Origin of the sequence: Microcystis aeruginosa FD4 (assembly GCF_009792235.1) — a bacterium.
Taxonomy (GTDB): domain Bacteria; phylum Cyanobacteriota; class Cyanobacteriia; order Cyanobacteriales; family Microcystaceae; genus Microcystis; species Microcystis viridis.
Genome location: NZ_CP046973.1, coordinates 1,453,193 through 1,473,467, shown reverse-complemented (window position 1 = coordinate 1,473,467; position 20,275 = coordinate 1,453,193). Strand labels below are relative to the sequence as shown.

General features: G+C 45.7%; 17 protein-coding genes and 3 pseudogenes. 13 read left to right on the top strand and 7 right to left on the bottom strand.

Annotated features, from left to right (window positions below):
• Positions 1 to 86: 86 nt before the first annotated feature.
• Both GQR42_RS29885 and GQR42_RS07530 read right to left on the bottom strand, forming a co-directional pair.
• Positions 87 to 305, bottom strand: a complete 219-nt coding sequence (locus GQR42_RS29885; RefSeq protein WP_371731313.1) for a PEP-CTERM sorting domain-containing protein — start codon at positions 303 to 305, stop codon at positions 87 to 89.
• The gene (locus tag GQR42_RS07530; RefSeq protein WP_371731312.1) at positions 220 to 705 is read right to left on the bottom strand and encodes a discoidin domain-containing protein; all 486 of its coding nucleotides are present in this window, start codon (positions 703 to 705) and stop codon (positions 220 to 222) included. The genes GQR42_RS29885 and GQR42_RS07530 overlap by 86 nt, the downstream gene beginning before the upstream one ends.
• A 245-nt stretch (positions 706 to 950) precedes the next feature.
• Here GQR42_RS07530 and GQR42_RS07525 point away from each other — a divergent pair, with 245 nt between their 5' ends.
• A complete protein-coding gene (locus GQR42_RS07525; protein WP_158199488.1) occupies positions 951 to 1,244 on the top strand; it encodes a helix-turn-helix domain-containing transcriptional regulator in 294 nt (97 codons plus the stop codon).
• A gap of 246 nt (positions 1,245 to 1,490) precedes the next feature.
• Here GQR42_RS07525 and GQR42_RS07520 read toward each other — a convergent pair whose 3' ends face one another.
• Together GQR42_RS07520 and GQR42_RS29450 are read right to left on the bottom strand one after the other, a co-directional pair.
• Entirely contained in the window at positions 1,491 to 3,008 is a 1,518-nt protein-coding gene (locus GQR42_RS07520) for an NAD(P)H-hydrate dehydratase (RefSeq protein ID WP_158199487.1), read from the bottom strand.
• 28 nt (positions 3,009 to 3,036) lie between these two features.
• Positions 3,037 to 3,165: a hypothetical protein gene (locus GQR42_RS29450; RefSeq protein ID WP_257792622.1), complete on the bottom strand. Its 129-nt coding sequence runs from the start codon at positions 3,163 to 3,165 to the stop codon at positions 3,037 to 3,039.
• A gap of 125 nt (positions 3,166 to 3,290) precedes the next feature.
• Here GQR42_RS29450 and GQR42_RS07515 point away from each other — a divergent pair, with 125 nt between their 5' ends.
• Genes GQR42_RS07515 through GQR42_RS07505 form a run of 3 tightly spaced genes read left to right on the top strand, consistent with a single transcriptional unit; the run spans position 3,291 to position 5,633 of the window.
• The gene (locus tag GQR42_RS07515) at positions 3,291 to 3,884 is read left to right on the top strand and encodes an alpha/beta hydrolase (RefSeq protein WP_307719611.1); all 594 of its coding nucleotides are present in this window, start codon (positions 3,291 to 3,293) and stop codon (positions 3,882 to 3,884) included.
• Entirely contained in the window at positions 3,881 to 5,221 is a 1,341-nt protein-coding gene (locus tag GQR42_RS07510; protein ID WP_158199486.1) for a 16S rRNA (cytosine(967)-C(5))-methyltransferase, read from the top strand. Before GQR42_RS07515 ends, GQR42_RS07510 begins: the two co-directional genes overlap by 4 nt.
• Position 5,222: 1 nt before the next feature.
• Positions 5,223 to 5,633, top strand: a complete 411-nt coding sequence (locus GQR42_RS07505) for a TerB family tellurite resistance protein (protein WP_158199485.1) — start codon at positions 5,223 to 5,225, stop codon at positions 5,631 to 5,633.
• Positions 5,634 to 5,701: 68 nt separating this feature from the next.
• Here the strand turns inward: GQR42_RS07505 and GQR42_RS07500 are convergent, their stop codons facing one another.
• From GQR42_RS07500 to GQR42_RS07490, 3 genes are all read right to left on the bottom strand, one after another.
• Positions 5,702 to 7,336 (bottom strand): alpha-D-glucose phosphate-specific phosphoglucomutase, encoded by a 1,635-nt coding sequence (locus GQR42_RS07500; RefSeq protein ID WP_158199484.1) that lies wholly within the window; start codon positions 7,334 to 7,336, stop codon positions 5,702 to 5,704.
• 399 nt (positions 7,337 to 7,735) lie between these two features.
• Positions 7,736 to 10,705 carry an L-glutamate gamma-semialdehyde dehydrogenase gene (gene pruA, locus GQR42_RS07495; protein WP_158199483.1) on the bottom strand — a complete coding sequence of 990 codons (2,970 nt, stop codon included), beginning with the start codon at positions 10,703 to 10,705 and terminating at the stop codon, positions 7,736 to 7,738.
• An 87-nt stretch (positions 10,706 to 10,792) separates the two neighbouring features.
• The gene (locus tag GQR42_RS07490) at positions 10,793 to 11,146 is read right to left on the bottom strand and encodes a hypothetical protein (protein ID WP_158199482.1); all 354 of its coding nucleotides are present in this window, start codon (positions 11,144 to 11,146) and stop codon (positions 10,793 to 10,795) included.
• A 186-nt stretch (positions 11,147 to 11,332) separates the two neighbouring features.
• Here GQR42_RS07490 and GQR42_RS07485 point away from each other — a divergent pair, with 186 nt between their 5' ends.
• The 9 genes and pseudogenes from GQR42_RS07485 (at position 11,333) to GQR42_RS07450 (ending at position 20,251) form a co-directional block, all read left to right on the top strand.
• Positions 11,333 to 12,517, top strand: coding sequence for an NAD(P)H-quinone oxidoreductase subunit H (locus GQR42_RS07485; protein WP_002767386.1), 1,185 nt, complete (start codon positions 11,333 to 11,335; stop codon positions 12,515 to 12,517).
• A 496-nt stretch (positions 12,518 to 13,013) separates the two neighbouring features.
• A complete protein-coding gene (locus GQR42_RS07480; RefSeq protein WP_158199481.1) occupies positions 13,014 to 13,388 on the top strand; it encodes a Pepco domain-containing protein in 375 nt (124 codons plus the stop codon).
• Positions 13,381 to 14,043: pseudogene (locus tag GQR42_RS28470) on the top strand (caspase family protein); the annotation flags it as partial. The gene GQR42_RS07480 and the pseudogene GQR42_RS28470, both read left to right, overlap by 8 nt.
• 336 nt (positions 14,044 to 14,379) lie before the next feature.
• A pseudogene (locus GQR42_RS28465) lies at positions 14,380 to 15,301 on the top strand (formylglycine-generating enzyme family protein); the annotation flags it as partial.
• 281 nt (positions 15,302 to 15,582) lie between these two features.
• Positions 15,583 to 15,795: pseudogene (locus GQR42_RS07470) on the top strand (hypothetical protein); the annotation flags it as partial.
• Positions 15,796 to 15,830: 35 nt separating this feature from the next.
• Positions 15,831 to 16,151, top strand: coding sequence for a DUF4258 domain-containing protein (locus GQR42_RS07465; protein ID WP_158199480.1), 321 nt, complete (start codon positions 15,831 to 15,833; stop codon positions 16,149 to 16,151).
• Positions 16,139 to 16,354: a DUF2283 domain-containing protein gene (locus GQR42_RS07460; protein ID WP_002800147.1), complete on the top strand. Its 216-nt coding sequence runs from the start codon at positions 16,139 to 16,141 to the stop codon at positions 16,352 to 16,354. Before GQR42_RS07465 ends, GQR42_RS07460 begins: the two co-directional genes overlap by 13 nt.
• 865 nt (positions 16,355 to 17,219) lie before the next feature.
• Positions 17,220 to 19,568: an HD family phosphohydrolase gene (locus tag GQR42_RS07455; RefSeq protein ID WP_158199479.1), complete on the top strand. Its 2,349-nt coding sequence runs from the start codon at positions 17,220 to 17,222 to the stop codon at positions 19,566 to 19,568.
• A 35-nt stretch (positions 19,569 to 19,603) separates the two neighbouring features.
• Complete coding sequence (locus GQR42_RS07450) at positions 19,604 to 20,251, top strand: Uma2 family endonuclease (protein WP_158199478.1); 648 nt, start codon at positions 19,604 to 19,606, stop codon at positions 20,249 to 20,251.
• The last annotated feature ends 24 nt before the right edge of the window (positions 20,252 to 20,275 follow it).

Below are 20,275 nucleotides of genomic sequence, written 5' to 3'. Positions count from 1 at the left end.
GTTAACATTCCTACAAGCTTCGGTATCTTGCTGGGGAGCGAGACGCTCCCACTACAGCTATCTAGGGATTAATTGCACTCGCTTCCTTAAAGTCTTTTTCTTAAACTGACACCCCCTAAACCAAAGGCTAAGAGCGCAAGTAAGGCAGATGGTTCGGGGACGGGGGTTCCATCAAATTGAACCTCTGAGAAGCCAGTAGCACCAGAGAATCCCCAGTTACTAGCAACAACAAACCGACAAAGGACGCAGTAACCGAGAAAAACTGAACTGCGCTGGAGATTGAGGAGCGTTAGCTGCGATAGCAAACTGAGTAGGAGCGCCGGCTATAGTAGTCCAAGTCGTACCATTGGTGGAGGATTGAACAGTCACGTCCTTAATTCCAGCAGTATTATCAGGATTGTTCAAGTTCCAGAAGCTAAAACCAGTCAGACTATAGCTGCCATTGAGATTAAAAGTGATGTTACCAGTGGACTGACTTCCCGCCCAAGCATTAAAAGCAGCCAGAGCATGAGTCCCCGTCAGACTTGGTGTATTACCTGGCAACCCTTGCCCATTCACGGTATTGATTATATCAGTACCATTACTACCCATATCCGTTGAAGCAGTAATTCCTGTAATCAGTGCGGCTTGGGCGTTTTGTGCCACACCAAATATTAAGCCCAGGGCGGCTGTGGATACAACAAGAGGCTTGACAGCGAGTTTCATCCTGAAATCTCCTGAAATAAGGTTAAATAAACGGGGAACATCTTATTTTTTTTTCTCATGTCTGTCACTTTTGATACAGTTTTTTAACCGTTTTATGTAACAGCAGTAGGGGCAATCCCTCGTGGGGGTTCCCCAATTGATGGTTGTCCCGATTTCAGGTACAATTACGATCAAATCTTCGATTGGCATTCAAGATGGAAGCTCATCAGCCAAATAATATTGGCAAGATTATCAGATGCGTACTGATGGCTAACAGTAGAAGCTATCAAGATGATTTATTCAAGGCATTGCAAGATCCTGAAGAAGCTAGAGCCTATTTAAATGCCGCTCTAGAAGATGGCAATGCTCAAGTATTCATCCTGGCATTACAAGATGTGCTTAATGCTAAAATTAACAAGATGCAACTCTCAGAAGCTAATGTTGATAATATCGATCAGATACTTCCAGAAATCCATAATTTAGGATTAGCCAATCTTAAAACTCTCCTAGAAAACTTGGGCTATCGTTTGGTTATTGAACCAGAAAAAATTAAGCTTTAATGGTTGTCTAAAATTTTGTATCTCACTAATATGAAAATCGTTGTATGAAAGATATTTTCATGTTAGATACAGTAACAATTATCAATTCTGATCCCCCCTTAATCCTAGGCTGATTCATAGTAGGGTTGATTCATGAATCAACCCTACCCTTGATAAGGAGGGTGTCTGACAATTTTTAACACCTACCTACTTAATAATTTATAGATTTTACTCGGTTTTCGGGTCGCGTGTGTTTCCCTCCAGAGTTTAATTTAAACCTTTAAGGGCAGCAAATAAATAATTAGCTAAAGTCACTCCATCTACTCCTAATTCTGTCCTTTCTTTGGCCGCTAAAATGCCGGCTTGAGCGTGTAAAAAAGCCGCTAATGCGGTTGCTTCCGAGGGTTTATCTGGCATTTGGGTTAAGAATCCGCCGATTAATCCCGTTAAGACATCACCACTACCACCTCGCGCTAGAGCGGAGCTACTTTCGGGGATTATATACATTTTACCGCCCGGGGAGGCGATTATAGTTCTGGCTCCTTTTAATAAGACAATTGCACCACTTTGTTGAGATGCTTCTTGAGTGATATTAATCCTATCTTGAGAACCTAATAAATTAGGAAATAAGCGTTTAAATTCTCCCCAATGAGGCGTTAAAATTGTCTTATTCTGACGAGATGATAATTTTTCTATACCCAATTGAGCCAAAATATTTAAAGCATCGGCATCAAGTATAATCGGTTTATCACTATCTAAAACCTGTTCGATAATAGCAGGATTTTCTGTGGTTAATCCAGGACCACAGGCGAGGACATGATAATTATTTAATTCGAGGGGAAGTTCGGCAATAGCTCCCGTGGCAGTTTCGGGACAATCGATAATTAATGCTTCTGGTAAATGACTAATTAATAAAGATTTGAGGGCAGCAGGAACAGCTATGGAAAGCATTCCCACACCACTACCTCGCGCTCCTAATCCGGCGAGAATTGCCCCCCCTGCATAACGACGAGAACCACAGATAATTAATAAATGTCCCTGCTGATATTTATGGGTAACTAGAGGACGGGGTAAAGGTAAATAAGGGCGAATTAGATCGGGATTAACCCTCAGAATTGGCGGTGAATCTTGTAGAATTGTTTCTAGGTCAACGCGGCTAATTCCTATGTCAATTAACTCCACTTTGCCTAGATAGGGTAAGGCCAAATCTTGTAAAAAAGCGCGTTTCCAGAGTCCCAAACAAAAGGTATGAGTGGCTTTAATTGCCGTGCCTAAAACCTCTCCAGTGTCGGTGTGAATTCCCGAAGCAATATCGATACTAATTATCGGTTTTTGCCAACTATTAATTTTATCGACTAATTCGGCAATATCTCCCGATAAAGTCCTTTCTAAACCAAAACCGAAAAGACCATCGATAATTAACTGACAATCCTCCAAAGATTCTAAAGTTTTCTGAAAAATTAAGCCTAAATGCTTGACATAATTAGCCTGTTGTGCTGTTAAATCCTTGAGTTTGGCGATCGGACAAAAAAGAGATACTTGATAACCTGCGAGATGTAATTCTCTAGCAATCACGAGAGCATCGCCGCCATTGTGACCGGGGCCGACGATAACGCCGATTTTGGGGAAATCAGCCAAAGAATAGGACTTTTTAAGCTGTTGTGCCGTTAACAGGGCCGCCTTTTCCATCAAAGCGGCCACAGGCATACCAGAGGCAAAAATCGCCCCTTCAATGCGACGCATCTGCTCGCTATTAACCACGTTTAACCGATAATTGTAGCTCATTCGAGGGATAAATTGCCTGTTAACAGGTCTAGATAACTTTTTTGCCCAAAAACTGCCAATTAGCCCGCATTTTCACTGGCTCAAGGCTGGGTTGGGCAATAATAGCCAGATCATTCTGTCTAGTTTCCGCTTGACGGTGATTCGCCCCTACAATCATATCATTGCGCCTCACTGATCACTGAAAAGACTCCCCAACAGCCATCTCACCCCAGGGAAAACCGCTATAGAATAGAGAAAAAAGAGAATTGCGAGGAAAAAATTCTGTCTTTTAACCCGATTGTCATTCCCCCTTCCCCGGAAAATCCCGCTCGCTATCTAGTGATCATGCTGCACGGTTGGGGTGCAGATGCCATGGATCTGGCCCCCCTTGCATCGATGCTGGATCTGGCTGATTGTCAATTTCTGTTTCCCAATGCTCCCTTTGATCATCCCCAAGTGCCGGGGGGACGCGCCTGGTATGCGCTGGAAACCTCCGATTATCAAGGTTTAGTCGCTAGTCGTCAACAGTTGCACGATTGGATTATTTCCCTAGAAGCAACTACTGGCATTCCCCTAGAGCGGACTTTTTTGACCGGTTTTTCCCAAGGGGGAGCGATGACGCTGGATGTGGGTTTATCCTTACCCTTAGCGGGATTGGGTTCCTTGAGTGGTTATCTGCACAGTGAACCCCATCCCCAGGGTCCACAAAATGTCTTAATTGTTCATGGTAAGCAGGATCCGGTCGTTCCTATCGCTGCCGCTCGTCAAGCTAGGGATTTACTGCTTGGTTTGGGGGTTAACGTCGAATATCACGAGTTAAATATGGGCCACGAAATCCCGATTCCGGCACTGACTATTTTACGCCAATTCCTCCGCAATCGTCTAGAAACTGCATGAATAATGCTCGTCAGCTGGCTTTGCTGATTTTACGGGATATTGATCGCTCCTCCGCCTATCCCGATCGCGCTCTTGATCGCCATTTGTCCGCTAGTTCCTTAAATTGTCTTGACAAAGCCTTGACAACGGAGATTGTTTATGGTATAATGCGCCGACAAAGAACTTTGGATGCACTGCTCGATCGCTTGGGGAAAAAAACCGCGGCCCAGCAACCCCCGGATTTACGGCGAATTCTCCATATTGGTCTTTATCAACTGCGTTATCTATCCCAGATTCCCCCATCAGCGGCGGTGAATACGGCGGTAGAATTAACTAAAATCAGTCATTTAGGCAAATTAGCGGCGGTGGTTAACGGAATGCTGCGGCAATATCTCCGTTTAACTGCTAATGGCGACGATCCTTTAATTTTGCCAGAAAATACCGCTTCTAGATTGGGGATTCTCCACAGTTTCCCCGATTGGTTGGTGCAATTGTGGTTAGATCGCTTTAGTGTTAGGGAAACGGAACAACTGTGTCAATGGTTTAATCGCTCTCCCGACCTTGATATTCGGATTAATCCCCTGAAAACTAGCCGAGAAGCCCTAGAAAATGAGTTAGAATCAGCCAATATAACTTTTAATCATCTTAAGTTACCTCTAGCTTGCCGTTTAACCTCTGGTTTAGGCAATATTGAGCGTTTAGAGGGATTTCGAGCCGGAAATTACACCCTACAGGATATTAGCGCCCAATTAGTCACTTATCTACTCGATCCCCAGCCCGGAGAGACAATTATCGACGCTTGCGCGGCACCGGGGGGAAAAACCACTCATATTGCCGAATTAATGGGCGATCGGGGGAGAATATTAGCCTGTGATCAAACGGCATCCCGTTTACGACAGTTAGAAGCCAATATTAAAAGATTAGACTTAAAAGCGATCGAAATACATCTAGGGGATAGTCGCGATCGTCCCCAGTGGTGCGGCATCGCTGATCGTGTACTAATCGATGCTCCCTGTTCAGGATTGGGAACTCTGCACAAGCGTCCTGATATACGTTGGCGACAAACACCCGAAAATTTACCTGTACTAGCTAAACGACAGGGGGAACTTTTAGCCTCGGCTGCCACTTGGGTAAAACCGAAGGGAATCTTAGTTTATGCCACCTGTACTTTAAATCCGTTAGAAAATGAAGGAGTGATCGAGCAGTTTTTGGCCGCTCATCCCGATTGGAAAATGGCCCCTCCCGACTCTAATTCATCTTTCTCAGAATACTATACAGAAACGGGAGCGATCGAAGTGTTACCCCATCGACATAATCAAGACGGTTTTTTTATGGCTAAGTTAGTCAAGGAAGTGTGAGATGAAAAATAAACAATTACTGAAAATTCTCATCGGTGTTGCTTGGATTGATGGTGTGATTCAACCATCAGAAAGAAGTTATTTACGACAGGTAGCTATGAGGGAAAAACTTGATGATGATCCAGAGATTAAACCACTATTATCGGAACTAAAACCGGTTAAAACCAGTGAATGTTATCGATGGTTAGAGTCCTATTTAGGCGATAATCCTAGTCCAGAAACCTATCAAGATCTACTAGCATCGATTAGCACTTTAATCTATAGCGATGACGACGTGGACGTACAGGAAGCGAAATTATTAACCAAAGTGCAGAGTTTTGATCCGACTCACGATAGTCATCGCTCGATGTTAGATAAATTAGTGACGGGAATTCAGAAATTGTACCAGAAAGCAATTACTGAAAGTAATTAAGGAGAGGCTATCAGTGGTCAGCAGGTCAAAAAATTCCCCGATAAAAACTGATAGCTGCTCCCTAGATTTTAGGTAATAACTGTGGGTTGTTCCCGTCCAGTAGATTGACGAATTTGACCGATTTCTTCAGCTAAATCAATTAAGGGTTGTAGGGCCTTTTGGGTGTCGATATCGTGTTTACTCGCGTCCGGTTCATAACTTTCTAGATAAACCCGGAGAGTTGCTCCTTTAGTTCCCGTACCCGAGAGACGGAAAATAATCCGAGAACCATCAGTAAAACCAATGCGAATACCTTGATTTTTACTCACACTACCATCCACGGGATCCGTGTAGCTAAAATCATCGGCATATTCCACTTCATAGTTACCAAATTGTTGACCCTTAAGGTCTAAAACCAGCTTCTGGAGACGTGCCATCATCTCTTTGGCCGGTTCTAAGGCGACTTCTTCATAATCATGACGAGAATAGAAATTACGACCGAACTCTTGCCAATGACTGCGAACAATTTCCTCTACAGATTCCCCTTTAACTGCCAAAATATTTAACCAGAAAAGAACCGCCCATAAACCATCTTTTTCGCGAATATGATTGGAACCCGTGCCGAAACTTTCCTCACCGCAAAGGGTTGCTTTCTCCGCATCTAACAAATTACCGAAGAATTTCCAACCGGTGGGAGTTTCATAACAGTCAATTCCTAGTTTAGCCGCTACGCGATCGGCCGCCGCACTGGTGGGCATCGATCGCGCCACTCCCGTGATACCATTTTGATAGCCTGGTACTAGATGAGCGTTGGCAGTTAGTACCGCCAAACTATCACTGGGGGTGACAAAAAAATTCCGACCGAGGATCATATTGCGATCGCCATCTCCATCGGAAGCAGCCCCAAAATCGGGGGCATCTTGACCAAAGAGAATTTCTACCAGATCATGGGCATAGACTAGGTTAGGGTCGGGATGACCACCACCAAAATCCTCTAAGGGAATACCATTTAATACTGTACCCTTGGGCGCACCTAAACGCTGTTCAAAGATGGCATAAGCGTAGGGACCCGTCACCGCATGGAGAGAATCCATGCACATTTTAAACTTACCAGAAGTGAGTAGGGCCTGAATGCGATCGAAATCAAAAATCTTTTCCATCATTTTGACGTAGGGAGTAACCGCATCGATCACTTCTACATCCATAGTTCCCAGTTTAAAGGAACCGGGGCGATCGAGGTTAATATCGGCCCCTGAGAGGATTTTATAACTGCTAATCACCTTAGTCTCGGCATAAATTGCATCGGTGATATTTTCCGGGGCCGGTCCGCCGTTAGTAACATTGTACTTAATGCCAAAATCCCCCTCTGGACCGCCGGGGTTATGACTAGCGGAGAGAACAATACCGCCAAAAGCGTTATTTTCACGAATTAACCCAGAAATAGCGGGAGTGGAGACAATACCATCGGTTCCCACGAGGATTCTACCGATACCGTTAGCAGCGGCGATTTTCAGGATAGTTTGAATAGCTTGACGGTTATAATAACGACCATCTCCACCCACAACTAGGGTTTGACCCTCGATACCGTCTAAAGTATTGAAGATAGCTTGAATAAAATTTTCCAGATAATGGGGTTGTTGAAAAACGGGAACGGATTTTCGCAGTCCGGAAGTCCCCGGTTTTTGGTCACTAAAGGGTTTTGTGGCAACGGTTTCAATCGTCATAGTCTTTTCTTGATAGGCCGACGCAATTCTCAACTTAAGTATATAGCAGTAGGTTGACAGCCAAGAAATCGGGCAAGAAAGACAACAGTTGGGGAGTCCCCTGTCATACTAAATCCTGTTTAAAAAGTCTAGGAGAGTGGGGAGATGGGGGAGATGGGGGAGATGGGGGTGATGGGGGGTGGAGATAGGGGAGTGGGGGGAAGGGAAAATGCACAGAAAACGGGTTTCTCGGAGAAACAGAAAACGGGTTTCTCGGAGAAACCCGTTTTCTACTCATGCAGAAGGCAAAAGGGGGAATAAATAATCAGTCTTTAATAACCGGATTTAGTATTAGCCGATAAATGAACCAGATTTGGGGGTATAAACCCCCAATAATAGCTAATTTTAGCTGTGAATGGCTTAATCGGCCCCTTCAATCGGTGCAAATCCCTGACGTTGAATATTCTCGCTGATGTGACGAGGTTCGAGGAATTGCAGCAGATAATCTGGACCCCCTGCTTTGGAACCCACCCCCGACATCTTGAAACCCCCGAAGGGTTGACGGGAGACAATCGCACCGGTGATTCCCCGGTTAATATAGAGGTTTCCCACTTCAAATTCCTGCATAGCTCGGTTAATATGGGCAGGAGTGCGAGAATATAAGCCACCAGTTAAAGCATAGTCAGTTCCGTTAGCTACAGCTAAAGCTTCCTCAAAATTACTCACTTTGATAATCGCCACCACGGGACCGAAAATTTCCTCCATCGCTATTACCGCATCGGGGGGAACATTTTTAAAGACGGTGGGACTGACGAAATAACCCACCTCTGGAATTGGCATCTCTAGAGCCAATTCTGCCTCTTTTTTGCCAGTTTCGATATATTCCCGAATTCTTGCTTGAGCTTTCTCGTCGATAACCGGTCCTACTTCCGTACTGGGTAAATCTGTCGGCCCGATATTGAGGGACTTGGTAGCCTCGACAAAGCGATCAACAAAGCTATCATAGACGCTTTCCAGAACGATTATCCGCGAACAGGCGGAACATTTCTGGCCGGTGTAGCCAAAAGCGGACTTAACCGCACCGACAACGGCCTGATCTAAATCGGCACTCTCATCGACAATTAGGGCATTTTTGCCGCCCATTTCGGCGATAACTCGTTTTAGGTGTTTTTGACCCTTTTGCACGATAGAGGCATCTGTATAGATGCGACAGCCCACTTCTCGTGAACCGGTGAAGGCGATTAGGTGAACATCGGGATGGCTGACTAAATGCGCCCCCACTTGCGAACCTTTACCCGGGATATATTGGAAGACTCCGGCAGGAATACCCGCTTCTAGGAGAATCTCGGCAAATTTCGCCGTAATCACCGAAGAAGTCTCGGCAGGTTTCAATAGCGTGCAGTTACCTGCTACTAAAGCTGCTACTGTCATCCCCACTGCGATCGCTAGGGGGAAATTCCAGGGAGAAATCACTAAAGCAATACCCCGGGGTTGGTAGGAATAACGATTATTCTCGCCTGCTACGTCGAAATTATGCCCTAAATCCAGTCTTTCCATCTCGGAGGCGTAATAACGGCAAAAATCGATCGCTTCTGACACTTCCGGATCCGCCTGTTGGATAACTTTGCCCACTTCTAAACAAATCCAGGCCGATAACTCGTGTCGTCGCGCTTCCATCAAATCTGCCGCTTTTCGCAGTATTTCGGCTCTTTTAGCCACTGGGGTGCGTTTCCAAGCGGTAAAAGCCTGTTTAGCCGCTATGATCGCTTTTTCTGCCTGTTCCACCTCAATTAAGCCTACTTTTCCCACTATTTCCTGCGGGTTACAGGGATTAACGGAATTGATTTGAACATTGGTGGTGACGTATTCACCGTTAATTAGGGGTAAATAGGTCTTACCGAGGGAATTTTTGACAAAAGTAAGGGCTTGACTCGCTTTATTTCGCAATTGCTCGTTGGCATAATCTGTATCGGGGGCATTAGGAAAACCGGGGATAATCGGGTTATCATTGCCTAAAACCCGGGGGGCTGCGATTAAATCTTCCACGGGACGATCCTCCAAATTTTGCCGTAGGAAGGAACTATTAGCGGTATTTTCTAATAAACGGCGGATTAGGTAGGCCATACCGGGTAAAAGTTGTCCGTAGGGGGAATAAACCCGCACCCGATGACCTCGCTTCACTAAGGCTTTGGCTAATTGGTCGCCCATGCCGTACAATACCTGCATTTCAAAGCGACGACGGGGAATTTCTAAACTTTCTGCGATCGCACAGGCCAAAGCTTGCGATCGCACGTTATGACTACCGATAGCAGCGGATAAATATTGATGATTTTCCAATAATAACCGTGTCATCCGCTCATAATTGGCATCGGTGGCTGATTTTTCGTTATATACCGGCTGTGGCCAATGATTTTGGCGAGATTTAATCGTTTCCTGATCCCAGTAAGCGCCTTTGACTAGCCGGACAGTAACGGGATAACCGCGCTTTTTCGCCCAATTAATTAAATCTTGTAAATCTTGGGCAGAATCTCTTAAATATGCCTGTAGGGTGATGCCAATATCGGTACGACTGCGAAATTCTTCTTCTAGGAGTAATTCTTTCAGGATAGCCAGGGTGAGGTTTTTATAAACGTACTGTTCCATATCAAAATGGACTGCCACCCCTAACTCCTGAGCGCGTCGCAATAGTAGGCGAATGCGATCGCAAACTTTCTCTTTACTGCCAATCGGATCTATGGGATCAAACTGAGAATAAAAGGCAGTTAGCTTGACAGAAACCTGCACTTGTGGTAGTAATTCGCCGTCCGCTTCATCAATTTGGCTAACTTTATTCCATTTGGTCGCTTCTTGAGCCAAATGGGTGATTAAATCGAGATAACTTTGTAGATAAACTTGGGTTTCCGCTTCAGTAATTACCGCTTCACCGAGGAGATCTATGGTAAAAGCCATTTTTTCCTTCCGCAGACGGGTGACAGTGCGAGTAATTTGCTCTAGGTCTTCCCCAGCGATATACTTACGAGCTAAGGTTTCTACAGATTTAGCGATCAGACTGGCGGCCGTTTGAGCCGGTAGGGAGTTAGGATCACTAAAGTTGAGGATATTTTTCAGCGCACTGGGCAGTTCTACGGAAGCATCACCGAGGTATTGTTGCAGATGATTAGCGATCTCAGCATTACTGCGTAAAGCGGGTAAACAGTCAATAAAACGGAATAATTGTACTCGTAAATTGGGGTTAGACATTGCCCAATCGAGTAATTTATCATCCCAACGCATTTGATCCTGTAAAGCAGACCAAAGACCTTTTTTTTCGCGAGTTTCGGCTAAAAGTTGTCTAGCGATCTCTTGGGTTTTGGTTTCGTAGTTTTGAGTTGAGTCGATTTGGATAACCACGGTGATTCAAGTAAAAAATTATCAATGGATTCAGCTTTCAGCAAGCTACCGTCAGCCTTCAGCCTAAAATTCAGTTTTTGAGCTTTTTTAGCTTATTGCCGCTCTTAATAGCTCTTTTCTCTGGTCTATAACTCTCACCGAAGGACTAATCAAAGCTAATAGCTGATCGTTTTTGCTGAACACTCTATTGTACTCGATCGAGTGGGCAAGTGGGGTGTAGGGTGTGGGGTGTAGGGTGTGGGGTGTGGGGAAGTGGGGAAGTGGGGAAGTGGGGTGTAGGGTGTGGGGTGTGGGGTGTGGGGTGTGGGGTGTAGGGTGTGGGGTGTAGGGTGTGGGGTGTAGGGTGTGGGGTGTAGGGTGTGGGGTGTAGGGTGTGGGGTGTAGGGTGTGGGGTGTAGGGAAGGAAACCTCTTTCATCTGTGGGGGTGAAAATTTTTTCATCGGGACTGACTACTGATTACTGATTACTGATCACTGATTACTGATCACTGATCACTGATTACTAATTACTGATCACTGATTACTGATCACTGATCACTGATTACTGATACCCGATAGTCCTTGTGTATTGTCAAGGCGTTTACCTATAATAACTTTAAAAAGATTTTCGGGATCATCGGTAGCCCTATGGCAAAAATTGAAACGAGAACAGAACCCATGGTTTTAAACATGGGACCCCATCACCCTTCGATGCACGGAGTTTTGCGCTTAATCGTCACCCTTGACGGGGAAGACGTGATTGACTGCGAACCCGTGATCGGTTATCTTCATCGGGGCATGGAAAAAATTGCCGAAAATCGCACCAATGTCATGTACGTTCCCTACGTTAGTCGTTGGGATTACGCCGCAGGGATGTTTAATGAGGCGATTACGGTCAATGCTCCCGAAAAATTAGCCGATATCGCCGTTCCCAAACGAGCGCAATATATCCGGGTGATTATGTTGGAACTCAACCGCATCGCTAACCATTTACTCTGGTTAGGCCCCTTTATGGCGGATGTAGGCGCACAAACTCCCTTTTTCTACATTTTCCGGGAACGGGAGATGATTTATGACCTCTGGGAAGCTGCGACGGGAATGCGATTAATTAATAATAATTATTTCCGTATTGGTGGCGTGGCGGTAGATTTACCCTACGGATGGGTGGATAAGTGCGTGGATTTCTGTGACTATTTTGACCCAAAAGTGGACGAATACGAGAAATTAATCACTAATAACCCGATTTTCCGCCGTCGTATTGAAGGGGTAGGCTGCATTACCAGAGACGAAGCGATTAACTGGGGTTTATCTGGTCCGATGTTACGCGCTTCTGGGGTGAAATGGGATTTAAGAAAAGTTGACCATTACGAGTGTTACGACGATTTTGACTGGGAAGTGCATTGGGAAACCGCCGGCGATTGTTTTGCTCGTTATCTGGTGCGGATTCGGGAAATGCGCGAATCGGTGAAAATTATCCGGCAAGCACTGAAAGGTTTACCCGGTGGTCCCTACGAAAATCTGGAAGCGAAACGGATGGCAGAAGGGAAAAAATCAGCTTGGAATGATTTTGACTATCAATATATCGCCAAAAAAGTCGCCCCCACTTTCAAAATCCCTAAAGGTGAACATTATGTGCGTTTGGAAAGCGGTAAAGGGGAATTAGGTATCTTTATCGTCGGTAATGATGATGTTTTCCCTTGGCGTTGGAAAATTCGGGCCGCCGATTTTAATAATCTTCAAATTCTGCCTCATATCCTCAAAGGGGTAAAAGTTGCCGATATTATGGCGATTTTAGGCAGTATTGATATTATTATGGGGTCAGTTGATCGCTAAATCTCCCTACTAGGGAGCAGGTAGGTTGATTCATGAATCAACCTACTATAACTGGAGCAGGTAGGTTGATTCATTCTCCCAATCTAATTTTTTATTTTTGCTACGTTTAGTCGCTTATGCGGTAGGCAAAGCAGCACGTTTTGACAAATTTTCAGCTATTTAGGGCTTGGTGAATAAATGTGAAATGTATGCAAAGTAAGGGTTTTGGGGCTTTACGAGCGAAACAGGTGCAAGATTTTGAGAGAATCGTGGTTCAAAACCTTGCATCTTCATCGGCCCGCGTCCTGTAGGGGCGAAGCATTCGGGCAATAACCTATCGGTGAAACCGTAGATTTTCTATCCGAATGCTTCGCCCGTACTTTTTCAGCAAACCCTATTTATTCCGAGAAATCGACTAAAAATGTAATTGTTATGGGCAAACCACAAATCTCTGTACGATAGGGTGAGAAAGTTTGGCTAAAGGCAAGCGAGATAACATTTAGGGGAAATCAAGACAATGACCGAAGATATCGCAACTCCCAGTAAAATATGGATTATTACGGGTGAATCTGAGATTCGAGAAACGCCCACTGGCGCTAGAAGTAGCAGTGATATCGGGGGAAGGCTCGGTGAGCAGAAAAGCTCGCCAGTTGCGGCCACCGAAAGAAGTCAAGTGGATGTGTCCAAACTGAAGCTAGAAATGCAGGGCTTTCTCAAAGCGATGCGGGAAATGCTCGATGAAGCCGACCCTCCAAGTGCTAAAATCCGACTCGATGAAGTGGAACTGTCTGTAGAAATTAATGGGGAAGGGCAAGTTAGCCTGTTTGGGGTCGGGGGCAAAGCGGGAGGTAAAGGAGCGATGACGTTTAAGTTCAAGAGGAAAGATGGCTAAAAACTGGGTGATAGCGATCGGCATCAATGAATATGACAACCTCAAGCCGCTGAAATACGCCAAGAAAGATGCAGAAGCGATCAAAGCTTGGTGTGAAGGGGAGGGAGGATTCGATCGCAGTGGGATATTTCTCTTTACCGAAGATTCTCCACCCATTCCTGCTAGTCCCCCCATTGCCACGCAACTAACCCACGGTCGTCTCAAGCGGTTTCTTCAGAGGCAGTTCCAGACTCCCCTGCTTAAGTCTGGAGACAACCTCTGGTTTTTCTTTGCTGGCCACGGCAGGCGCTATCAAGACAAAGACTATCTAATGTTGCCCGACAGTGATCCGGGCAATGTAAGAGAAACGGCTGTATCGGTGGATTATGTCACCGAGCGGCTGCGGAGGTCTGGTGCGGATAACGTCGTACTATTGTTAGATGCCTGTCGAGATGAGGACAGCCGAGGCGGTCTGGGCATTGGAGAGGAGGAGCATCAGGGAGTCATAACCTTCTATTCCTGTACGGCCAATCAGCAGTCATGGGAGATCGACGAGTTGCAACAAGGCTCATTTACCCATACGCTGCTGGAAGGATTGCGGCGGCAAGGAGAAGCCAATTGCGCTACGGTAGAGCGTCTAGACGAATACCTGCGCCGTCAAGTCGAGAAAATTAACGCTAGATATGGGAAACCGAGACAGAATCCCTATCTGAAAGCAGAACCGCCCCACAAGCTCTATTTTATTTTGCTAGAACAAGTTGCCACGCTCAAGGACGTGCAACCCCTAAAGTATCAGGCTTCCTTAGCAGAAAATAGGAGCGATCTTGACTTAGCTGAACAGTTATGGATTCGTGTCTTGGGAGCATCCCGTGGGGATTTAGAGGCGATCGAAGCTATCAAGCGTATCGCTCGAAGACAGTCACAGTCGTCTTCGATTCCTACTGCTCCTGAACCCGTCAGGCAGTCTGAGGGAAATAGGTCATCCACCCCTAAGCCTTCTCAAGAAAATGGACTCAAGGTATTTAACTTTGAAATCGTGGAAGTAAATGCGAAGGGTGAGCAAATCAAAAAAGAGTGGAAACAGTCCCAATATTTCAGCCAAGATTTGGGCAACGACATCACCCTAGAAATGGTTGCCATACCGGGGGGGGACATTCACGATGGGTTCACCAGCCGGAGAACGAGATAATGATGAGAAACCCCAACATCAGGTCACTGTTCCCCCCTTTTTCATGGGTAAATATCCCATCACCCAAGCGCAGTGGAGAGCGATCGCGTCCCGCACGGATTTAAAAGTTAAACAAGACCTTGAATCTAACCCAGCCTATTTTAAAGACCGTCCCGATAGCGATCGCCGTCCCGTGGAACAAGTTAGTTGGTATGATGCGATCGAGTTCTGCGCGAGATTATCGAAACTATCGAAACTAAGGGGAAGGGAATACCGGCTACCGAGCGAAGCAGAATGGGAATATGCTTGTCGTGCCGGGACAACCACCCCATTTTACTTTGGGGAAACCATTACCGGAGAATTAGCCAACTACAATGCTGGCCATACCTACGCTGACGAACCAAAGGGAGAATATCGAGGACAAACGACCCCCGTGGGACAGTTTCCCCCCAATGCCTTTGGGCTGTATGATATGCATGGCAATGTTTGGGAATGGTGTTTAGATCCTTGGCACAAAAGCTATCAGGATAAAACGCGGACTGATAGCGAAGTTTGGGATGAAGAACAAAGCGAGGAGCAATATTTACTTGATAAAAATAATGTTATACAACTATTAAGTGATAAAAGAACTAGAGTACTACGCGGCGGTTCTTGGGACAGCCGTCCGAGGAACTGTCGCAGTGCGAATCGTAACGGGAACGACCCCGACAACCGCATCAACATCTTCAACGGTTTTCGAGTTGTCTGCCGCGTCCCCAGGACTTGATTTCCCTTTATTCTTTTCTCTTTTTCCCTTTTCCGGCGATTTTTTGGGGTAACTATAGTACAAGCGTATTAGTTTAGGGGTTATACTAAATCTGGTTATTTGGGTTCGATCCCCCCCTGCCCCTAGAAGGGGGGCGTCTGCATGAGTAGAAAACGGGTTTCTCGGAGAAACCCGTTTTCTGTACAGGGAATCCTTACAATAGAAAAGGGAACACACAACCAAATTGCTGGTTTTTTTCCTCTGGGCATGGTGGCGCAGTTTGTAGAATTTAGCTGGAATTTATGAATCATTTTCTGCATTCTTTCACTGTTTTTCCTGATTCTGCCCGAAAATCTCGGTCTTACTCCCTAGGTAAACTGCGACGACCCTTAATCTTCCTGTTTACCGTCGGTTGTCTGACTAGCGTAGTCGGTTATCGTTTCTATAATCAGCCGAAATTGGCCGTCGGGACTATTTCTCCGGTCACAATTATTGCCCCCGAAGATGCCCGTTTTCATCTTGACTAAGAATTTGCTGATGAGGACAAAACATGAGCAAAAATGATCTATTTTTTGAGATTTCAACCCCTCTTAATTGTACGATCTGCGTCACTGTTGCCTATTGGGAAATTATCACCCAGATAAAACATCCTATAATGAAAGGACAAGAAAAATTAGTCCAAGAAACCCTTAGCCAACCTGATGAAATTCGACGTAGCCGCAGTGATCCCAATGTTTATCTTTTTTATCAACTTCAACGACCAAAACGTTGGCTCTGTGCCATTATCCGAAAACTCAATGGTGATGGTTTCCTAATTACCACTTATCCCACCGATGCAATTAAAGAAGGGGAAATTTTATGGCAGAAGTAAACGTTTATTATGATCCGATGGGCAATACCTTAACCGTGTGGTTTGGCGATCGCTCCTCGGAATATCTCTGCGAAGAAACTGGCGACGAAGTTATTTTAATGAAAAATCAAAAAGGCGAAGTTATTGGTTTTGAAAAACTTAACTATAGGATTTCTGAGAACAGGAATCTGAAAATTTCCCTAGAAACCGCCATCCCTCTTTAAACAATAAAAGCCAAAAATGACACTTACTAAAAGTGAGCAAGCTTTCAACACTATTAAGGAAAATCAATCAAAATAATCTCTCCTTGTCTAACTTTCCCGTGGTGTGCGGTGTCGGGAGGACTCTGTAACCCTTTTCACCTTCTTTTCTCTTTTTACCTTCATTCCCTATTTTTTCTCTTTTCCTTTCTTTTCCGCCCAAAGGCGGGTCGATTTTGTAGGGGCGAACTGCGTTCGCCCACCGGCAATTATCGGCCCGCCCGTTTTTTGGGGTTTTGGGGCGATTTTGGGGTTATTTGGGCCCCCGCGATGCGCCCCTACGGGTTTTGGGGTTATTTGGGCCCCCGCGATGCGCCCCTACGGGTTTTGGGGTTATTTGGGTCCCCGCGATGCGCCCCTACGGGTTTTGGGGTTATTTGGGCCCACGCAATGCGCCCCTACGGGTTTTGGGGTTATTTGGGCGCACGCGATGCGCCCCTACGGGTTTTGGGGTTATTTGGGCGCACGCAATGCGCCCCTACGGGTTTTGGGGTTATTTGGGCGCACGCGATGCGCCCCTACGGGTTTTGGGGTTATTTGGGCCCCCGCGATGCGCCCCTACGGGTTTTGGGGTTATTTGGGCCCCCGCGATGCGCCCCTACGGGTTTTGGGGTTATTTGGGTCCCCGCGATGCGCCCCTACGGGTTTTGGGGTTATTTGGGCGCACCAGAAGGCAAAAACCCCCGCATCAAGTTAATCTAGATGCCTTTCGAGAAAAAATTTTTTCTGTACAGGGAATCCTTACAATAGAAAAGGGAACACACAACCAAATTGCTGGTTTTTTTCCTCTGGGCATGGTGGCGCAGTTTGTAGAATTTAGCTGGAATTTATGAATCATTTTCTGCATTCTTTCACTGTTTTTCCTGATTCTGCCCGAAAATCTCGGTCTTACTCCCTAGGTAAACTGCGACGACCCTTAATCTTCCTGTTTACCGTCGGTTGTCTGACTAGCGTAGTCGGTTATCGTTTCTATAATCAGCCGAAATTGGCCGTCGGGACTATTTCTCCGGTCACAATTATCGCCCCCGAAGATGCCAGTTTTCAAGACCAAGAAACCACCGACCTCAAACGCCAAAAAATTCGGGCTGGACTGCTCCCCCGGCTGAAAAGAGACCCCCAAACCACTGCCGAGATTGAGCGATCGCTACGGGACACTTTAGGGCAATTAAGTCAAATTAGCCCAATTCTGCGAAAAAATTCGATTTTACTGAGCAGGACTATTTCTAACGCCACACTGGGAACGCTGCTCACCTTTTCTGCCGCTCAATGGTCAACTCTACAAAGCGGCCTCAACTATGAAGAATCTTTTGCAAAACCCTTGACAAAAGAGCAGGAATATGCTAGGTACGAAATCCAAGCCTATCGTCAGCGCGTGACGAAGGGGAAATTTGAGCAATTTATCGATCGATTAGGGCAATTACGGCAAATACAGGAGCAAACCAGCCAAAATTATCGGCATTCCAGCTTAAATAAACTCAAATATGCCGATCTGATCGCAGTAGCTCAAATGGGCGATCGAGAGTGGCAAAACCTAGAAACAGCCGTCCTGCAAGCGGGTCGCCGGATTTTGGTGCAAGGCATTCCCCCGGGGATTTCCACCAGTCACCTACAGGATACCATCGCCGTGCAGATTAGCAGCGATCGCCTAAACCGTCGCCAGCAGCTTTTAGCCGAAAATATCCTTCTAGCTGTCCTAGAGGGACAAACGAACCTGATAGAAGATCGACAGGCCACCAAAGAACAAGCCACTAAAGCGGTGGAAGCGGTAGATATGGTCATGTTTACCGCTCAAACCGGTCAAATTATCGTTAAAGCAGGTGAAAAAATTACTCAAGCTCAGTTTATTCTCATCGATGGCTTTGGTTTAAGCGAACGGGGCATTAACTGGATGGGTTTAGGTGCAACAGCAATCCTTGTCACCAGCGCGATCGGGACTTTTTGCCTGGTGGCCCAGCGTCTCCATCGGCCCCTGCGTCACCGGGATTTTATTCTCTTGGGTTTACTAAGTTTTACCACACCGATTCTAGCGATCGCCAATATTCCCTTTACCAATCTGGCAGCCGTGGGTTTATTAGTCAGCAGTTTCTATGGCCCGACTCTGGCCGTCACCCAAGTCCTCTTAACTGCCGGTCTTTCCCTATTCAGCATCCAAGGCATCAGCGCCGATTTAATCGCCGGGACGATCGGGGGACTATTAGCGGCCATAATAGCGGCAAAATTGCGCTCCCGGGATGAATTATCGCTGCTAGGGATGGGCATCGGAGTCAGTCAAGGGGGTGTTTATCTGCTCACCTACCTAATCGTTAGCGCCACGGCCAGCACGATCATCTATACTCTACTACCCACGGCGCTCGTCTATGGTCTATCGGGAATAGCTTGGACGGTAATCGCTCTAGGATTATCCCCCTATTTGGAACGCTGTTTCGATGTGGTCACTCCCATTCGTCTGGTGGAGTTGTCCAATCCTAATTGTAGTTTGCTCAAACGTTTGGCCACGGAAGCGCCTGGTACTTTTCAACATACCCTTTTTGTCGCCTGTTTAGCGGAAGCGGCCGCCCGAAAACTGCACTGTAATGTGGAATTAATTCGCACGGGAACTCTTTATCACGATATCGGGAAAATGCACGATCCCCTCGGTTTTATTGAAAATCAAATGGGTGGCCCGAATAAACACGATGAAATTAATGATCCCTACGTCAGCGCCGAGATTATTAAAAAGCACGTTAGCGAAGGGTTAGTCATGGCCCGCAGACACGGTTTACCGCGAGTGGTTCGCGATTTTATTCCTGAACACCAAGGCAATCTCTTAATTTCCTATTTTTATCAGCAAGCTTTGCAAAAATCCGCCCAAAATGGTCAAGAAATCGTCGATGAGGCGGCCTTTCGCTACGATGGTCCGATTCCCCAATCGCGAGAAACGGCGATCGTGATGTTGGCCGATAGTAGCGAGGCCGCTTTGCGATCGCTGAAGGAGGCATCCCCAGAACAAGCTATGGATATGATCAAAAAGATTTTTCAGGCCCGATGGCGCGATCAACAATTAGTAGATAGTGGTATTCGTCAGGAGGAATTACCAATTATTGCCGAGATTTTTGTGCAAGTTTGGCAACAATTCCACCATCAACGCATTGCCTACCCGAAAGCGGTGTTAGAAGTCTCCTCCGCCGAAAAAAAATAAGAGATAACAGCAAAAAATCAAAAATAATTACCAAAATGCTACTAATTACTCTCAACGAAAATACTTTATCTTTATCTCCCGGAAGTCAAGTTATTTTCCCTGATCAGACTTGGGAAGATTACGAAAGATTGCTGAGTTTACGTCTCCAAAAAACCTATCCCAAACTCTATTTTAATCGCAAAACTCAAGAAATTAGGCTTATGTCTCCTTTACCAAGTCATGGCAATCGTGTTGATACATTAAGGGATTTAGTAAAAATTATCCTTCGTCGTCAAGGTAAAGACTGGCAATGTTTTGATCCAATTACCTTGAAAATTCTGGGGGAAGCAGGAGTAGAACCAGATACTTGTTTTTATATTGATAATAGACAGGCAATTTTAGGCAAAGAGAGAATTGATTTAACTGTCGATCCTCCTCCCGATTTAGCTATAGAAGTGGATTTTACTTCCCTGACTGATGTAGGTGCTTATCAATTGTTGAAAATACCTGAATTGTGGGTTTATCGTCGGGAAGAATTAAAAATTTATCTGTTCAGAGAAGACAGTTATCAAGAAAGGGAAAATAGTCGTCTCTTTCCCGATATAAATATCAAGAAACTTTTCCCCTATTATGTAGAATTAGGCTGGAATCAAGGTTCTAGTCTTGCCTTACGTCAATTTGAAGCTTTGGAGAATTTTAGTTAATACTAAATTCGCCACCCTGCCGCT

What these genes read in the sequence shown, in the direction of transcription:
- GQR42_RS07530 (WP_371731312.1), bottom strand. Translation starts at nt 705, where the DNA reads ATGAAACTCGCTGTCAAGCCTCTTGTTGTATCCACAGCCGCCCTGGGC.
- GQR42_RS07525 (WP_158199488.1), top strand. Translation starts at nt 951, where the DNA reads ATGGCTAACAGTAGAAGCTATCAAGATGATTTATTCAAGGCATTGCAA.
- GQR42_RS07520 (WP_158199487.1), bottom strand. Translation starts at nt 3,008, where the DNA reads ATGAGCTACAATTATCGGTTAAACGTGGTTAATAGCGAGCAGATGCGT.
- GQR42_RS29450 (WP_257792622.1), bottom strand. Translation starts at nt 3,165, where the DNA reads ATGATTGTAGGGGCGAATCACCGTCAAGCGGAAACTAGACAGAATGAT.
- GQR42_RS07510 (WP_158199486.1), top strand. Translation starts at nt 3,881, where the DNA reads ATGAATAATGCTCGTCAGCTGGCTTTGCTGATTTTACGGGATATTGAT.
- GQR42_RS07505 (WP_158199485.1), top strand. Translation starts at nt 5,223, where the DNA reads ATGAAAAATAAACAATTACTGAAAATTCTCATCGGTGTTGCTTGGATT.
- GQR42_RS07500 (WP_158199484.1), bottom strand. Translation starts at nt 7,336, where the DNA reads ATGACGATTGAAACCGTTGCCACAAAACCCTTTAGTGACCAAAAACCG.
- GQR42_RS07490 (WP_158199482.1), bottom strand. Translation starts at nt 11,146, where the DNA reads ATGAAAAAATTTTCACCCCCACAGATGAAAGAGGTTTCCTTCCCTACA.
- GQR42_RS07485 (WP_002767386.1), top strand. Translation starts at nt 11,333, where the DNA reads ATGGCAAAAATTGAAACGAGAACAGAACCCATGGTTTTAAACATGGGA.
- GQR42_RS07480 (WP_158199481.1), top strand. Translation starts at nt 13,014, where the DNA reads ATGACCGAAGATATCGCAACTCCCAGTAAAATATGGATTATTACGGGT.
- GQR42_RS07465 (WP_158199480.1), top strand. Translation starts at nt 15,831, where the DNA reads ATGAGCAAAAATGATCTATTTTTTGAGATTTCAACCCCTCTTAATTGT.
- GQR42_RS07460 (WP_002800147.1), top strand. Translation starts at nt 16,139, where the DNA reads ATGGCAGAAGTAAACGTTTATTATGATCCGATGGGCAATACCTTAACC.
- GQR42_RS07455 (WP_158199479.1), top strand. Translation starts at nt 17,220, where the DNA reads ATGAATCATTTTCTGCATTCTTTCACTGTTTTTCCTGATTCTGCCCGA.
- GQR42_RS07450 (WP_158199478.1), top strand. Translation starts at nt 19,604, where the DNA reads ATGCTACTAATTACTCTCAACGAAAATACTTTATCTTTATCTCCCGGA.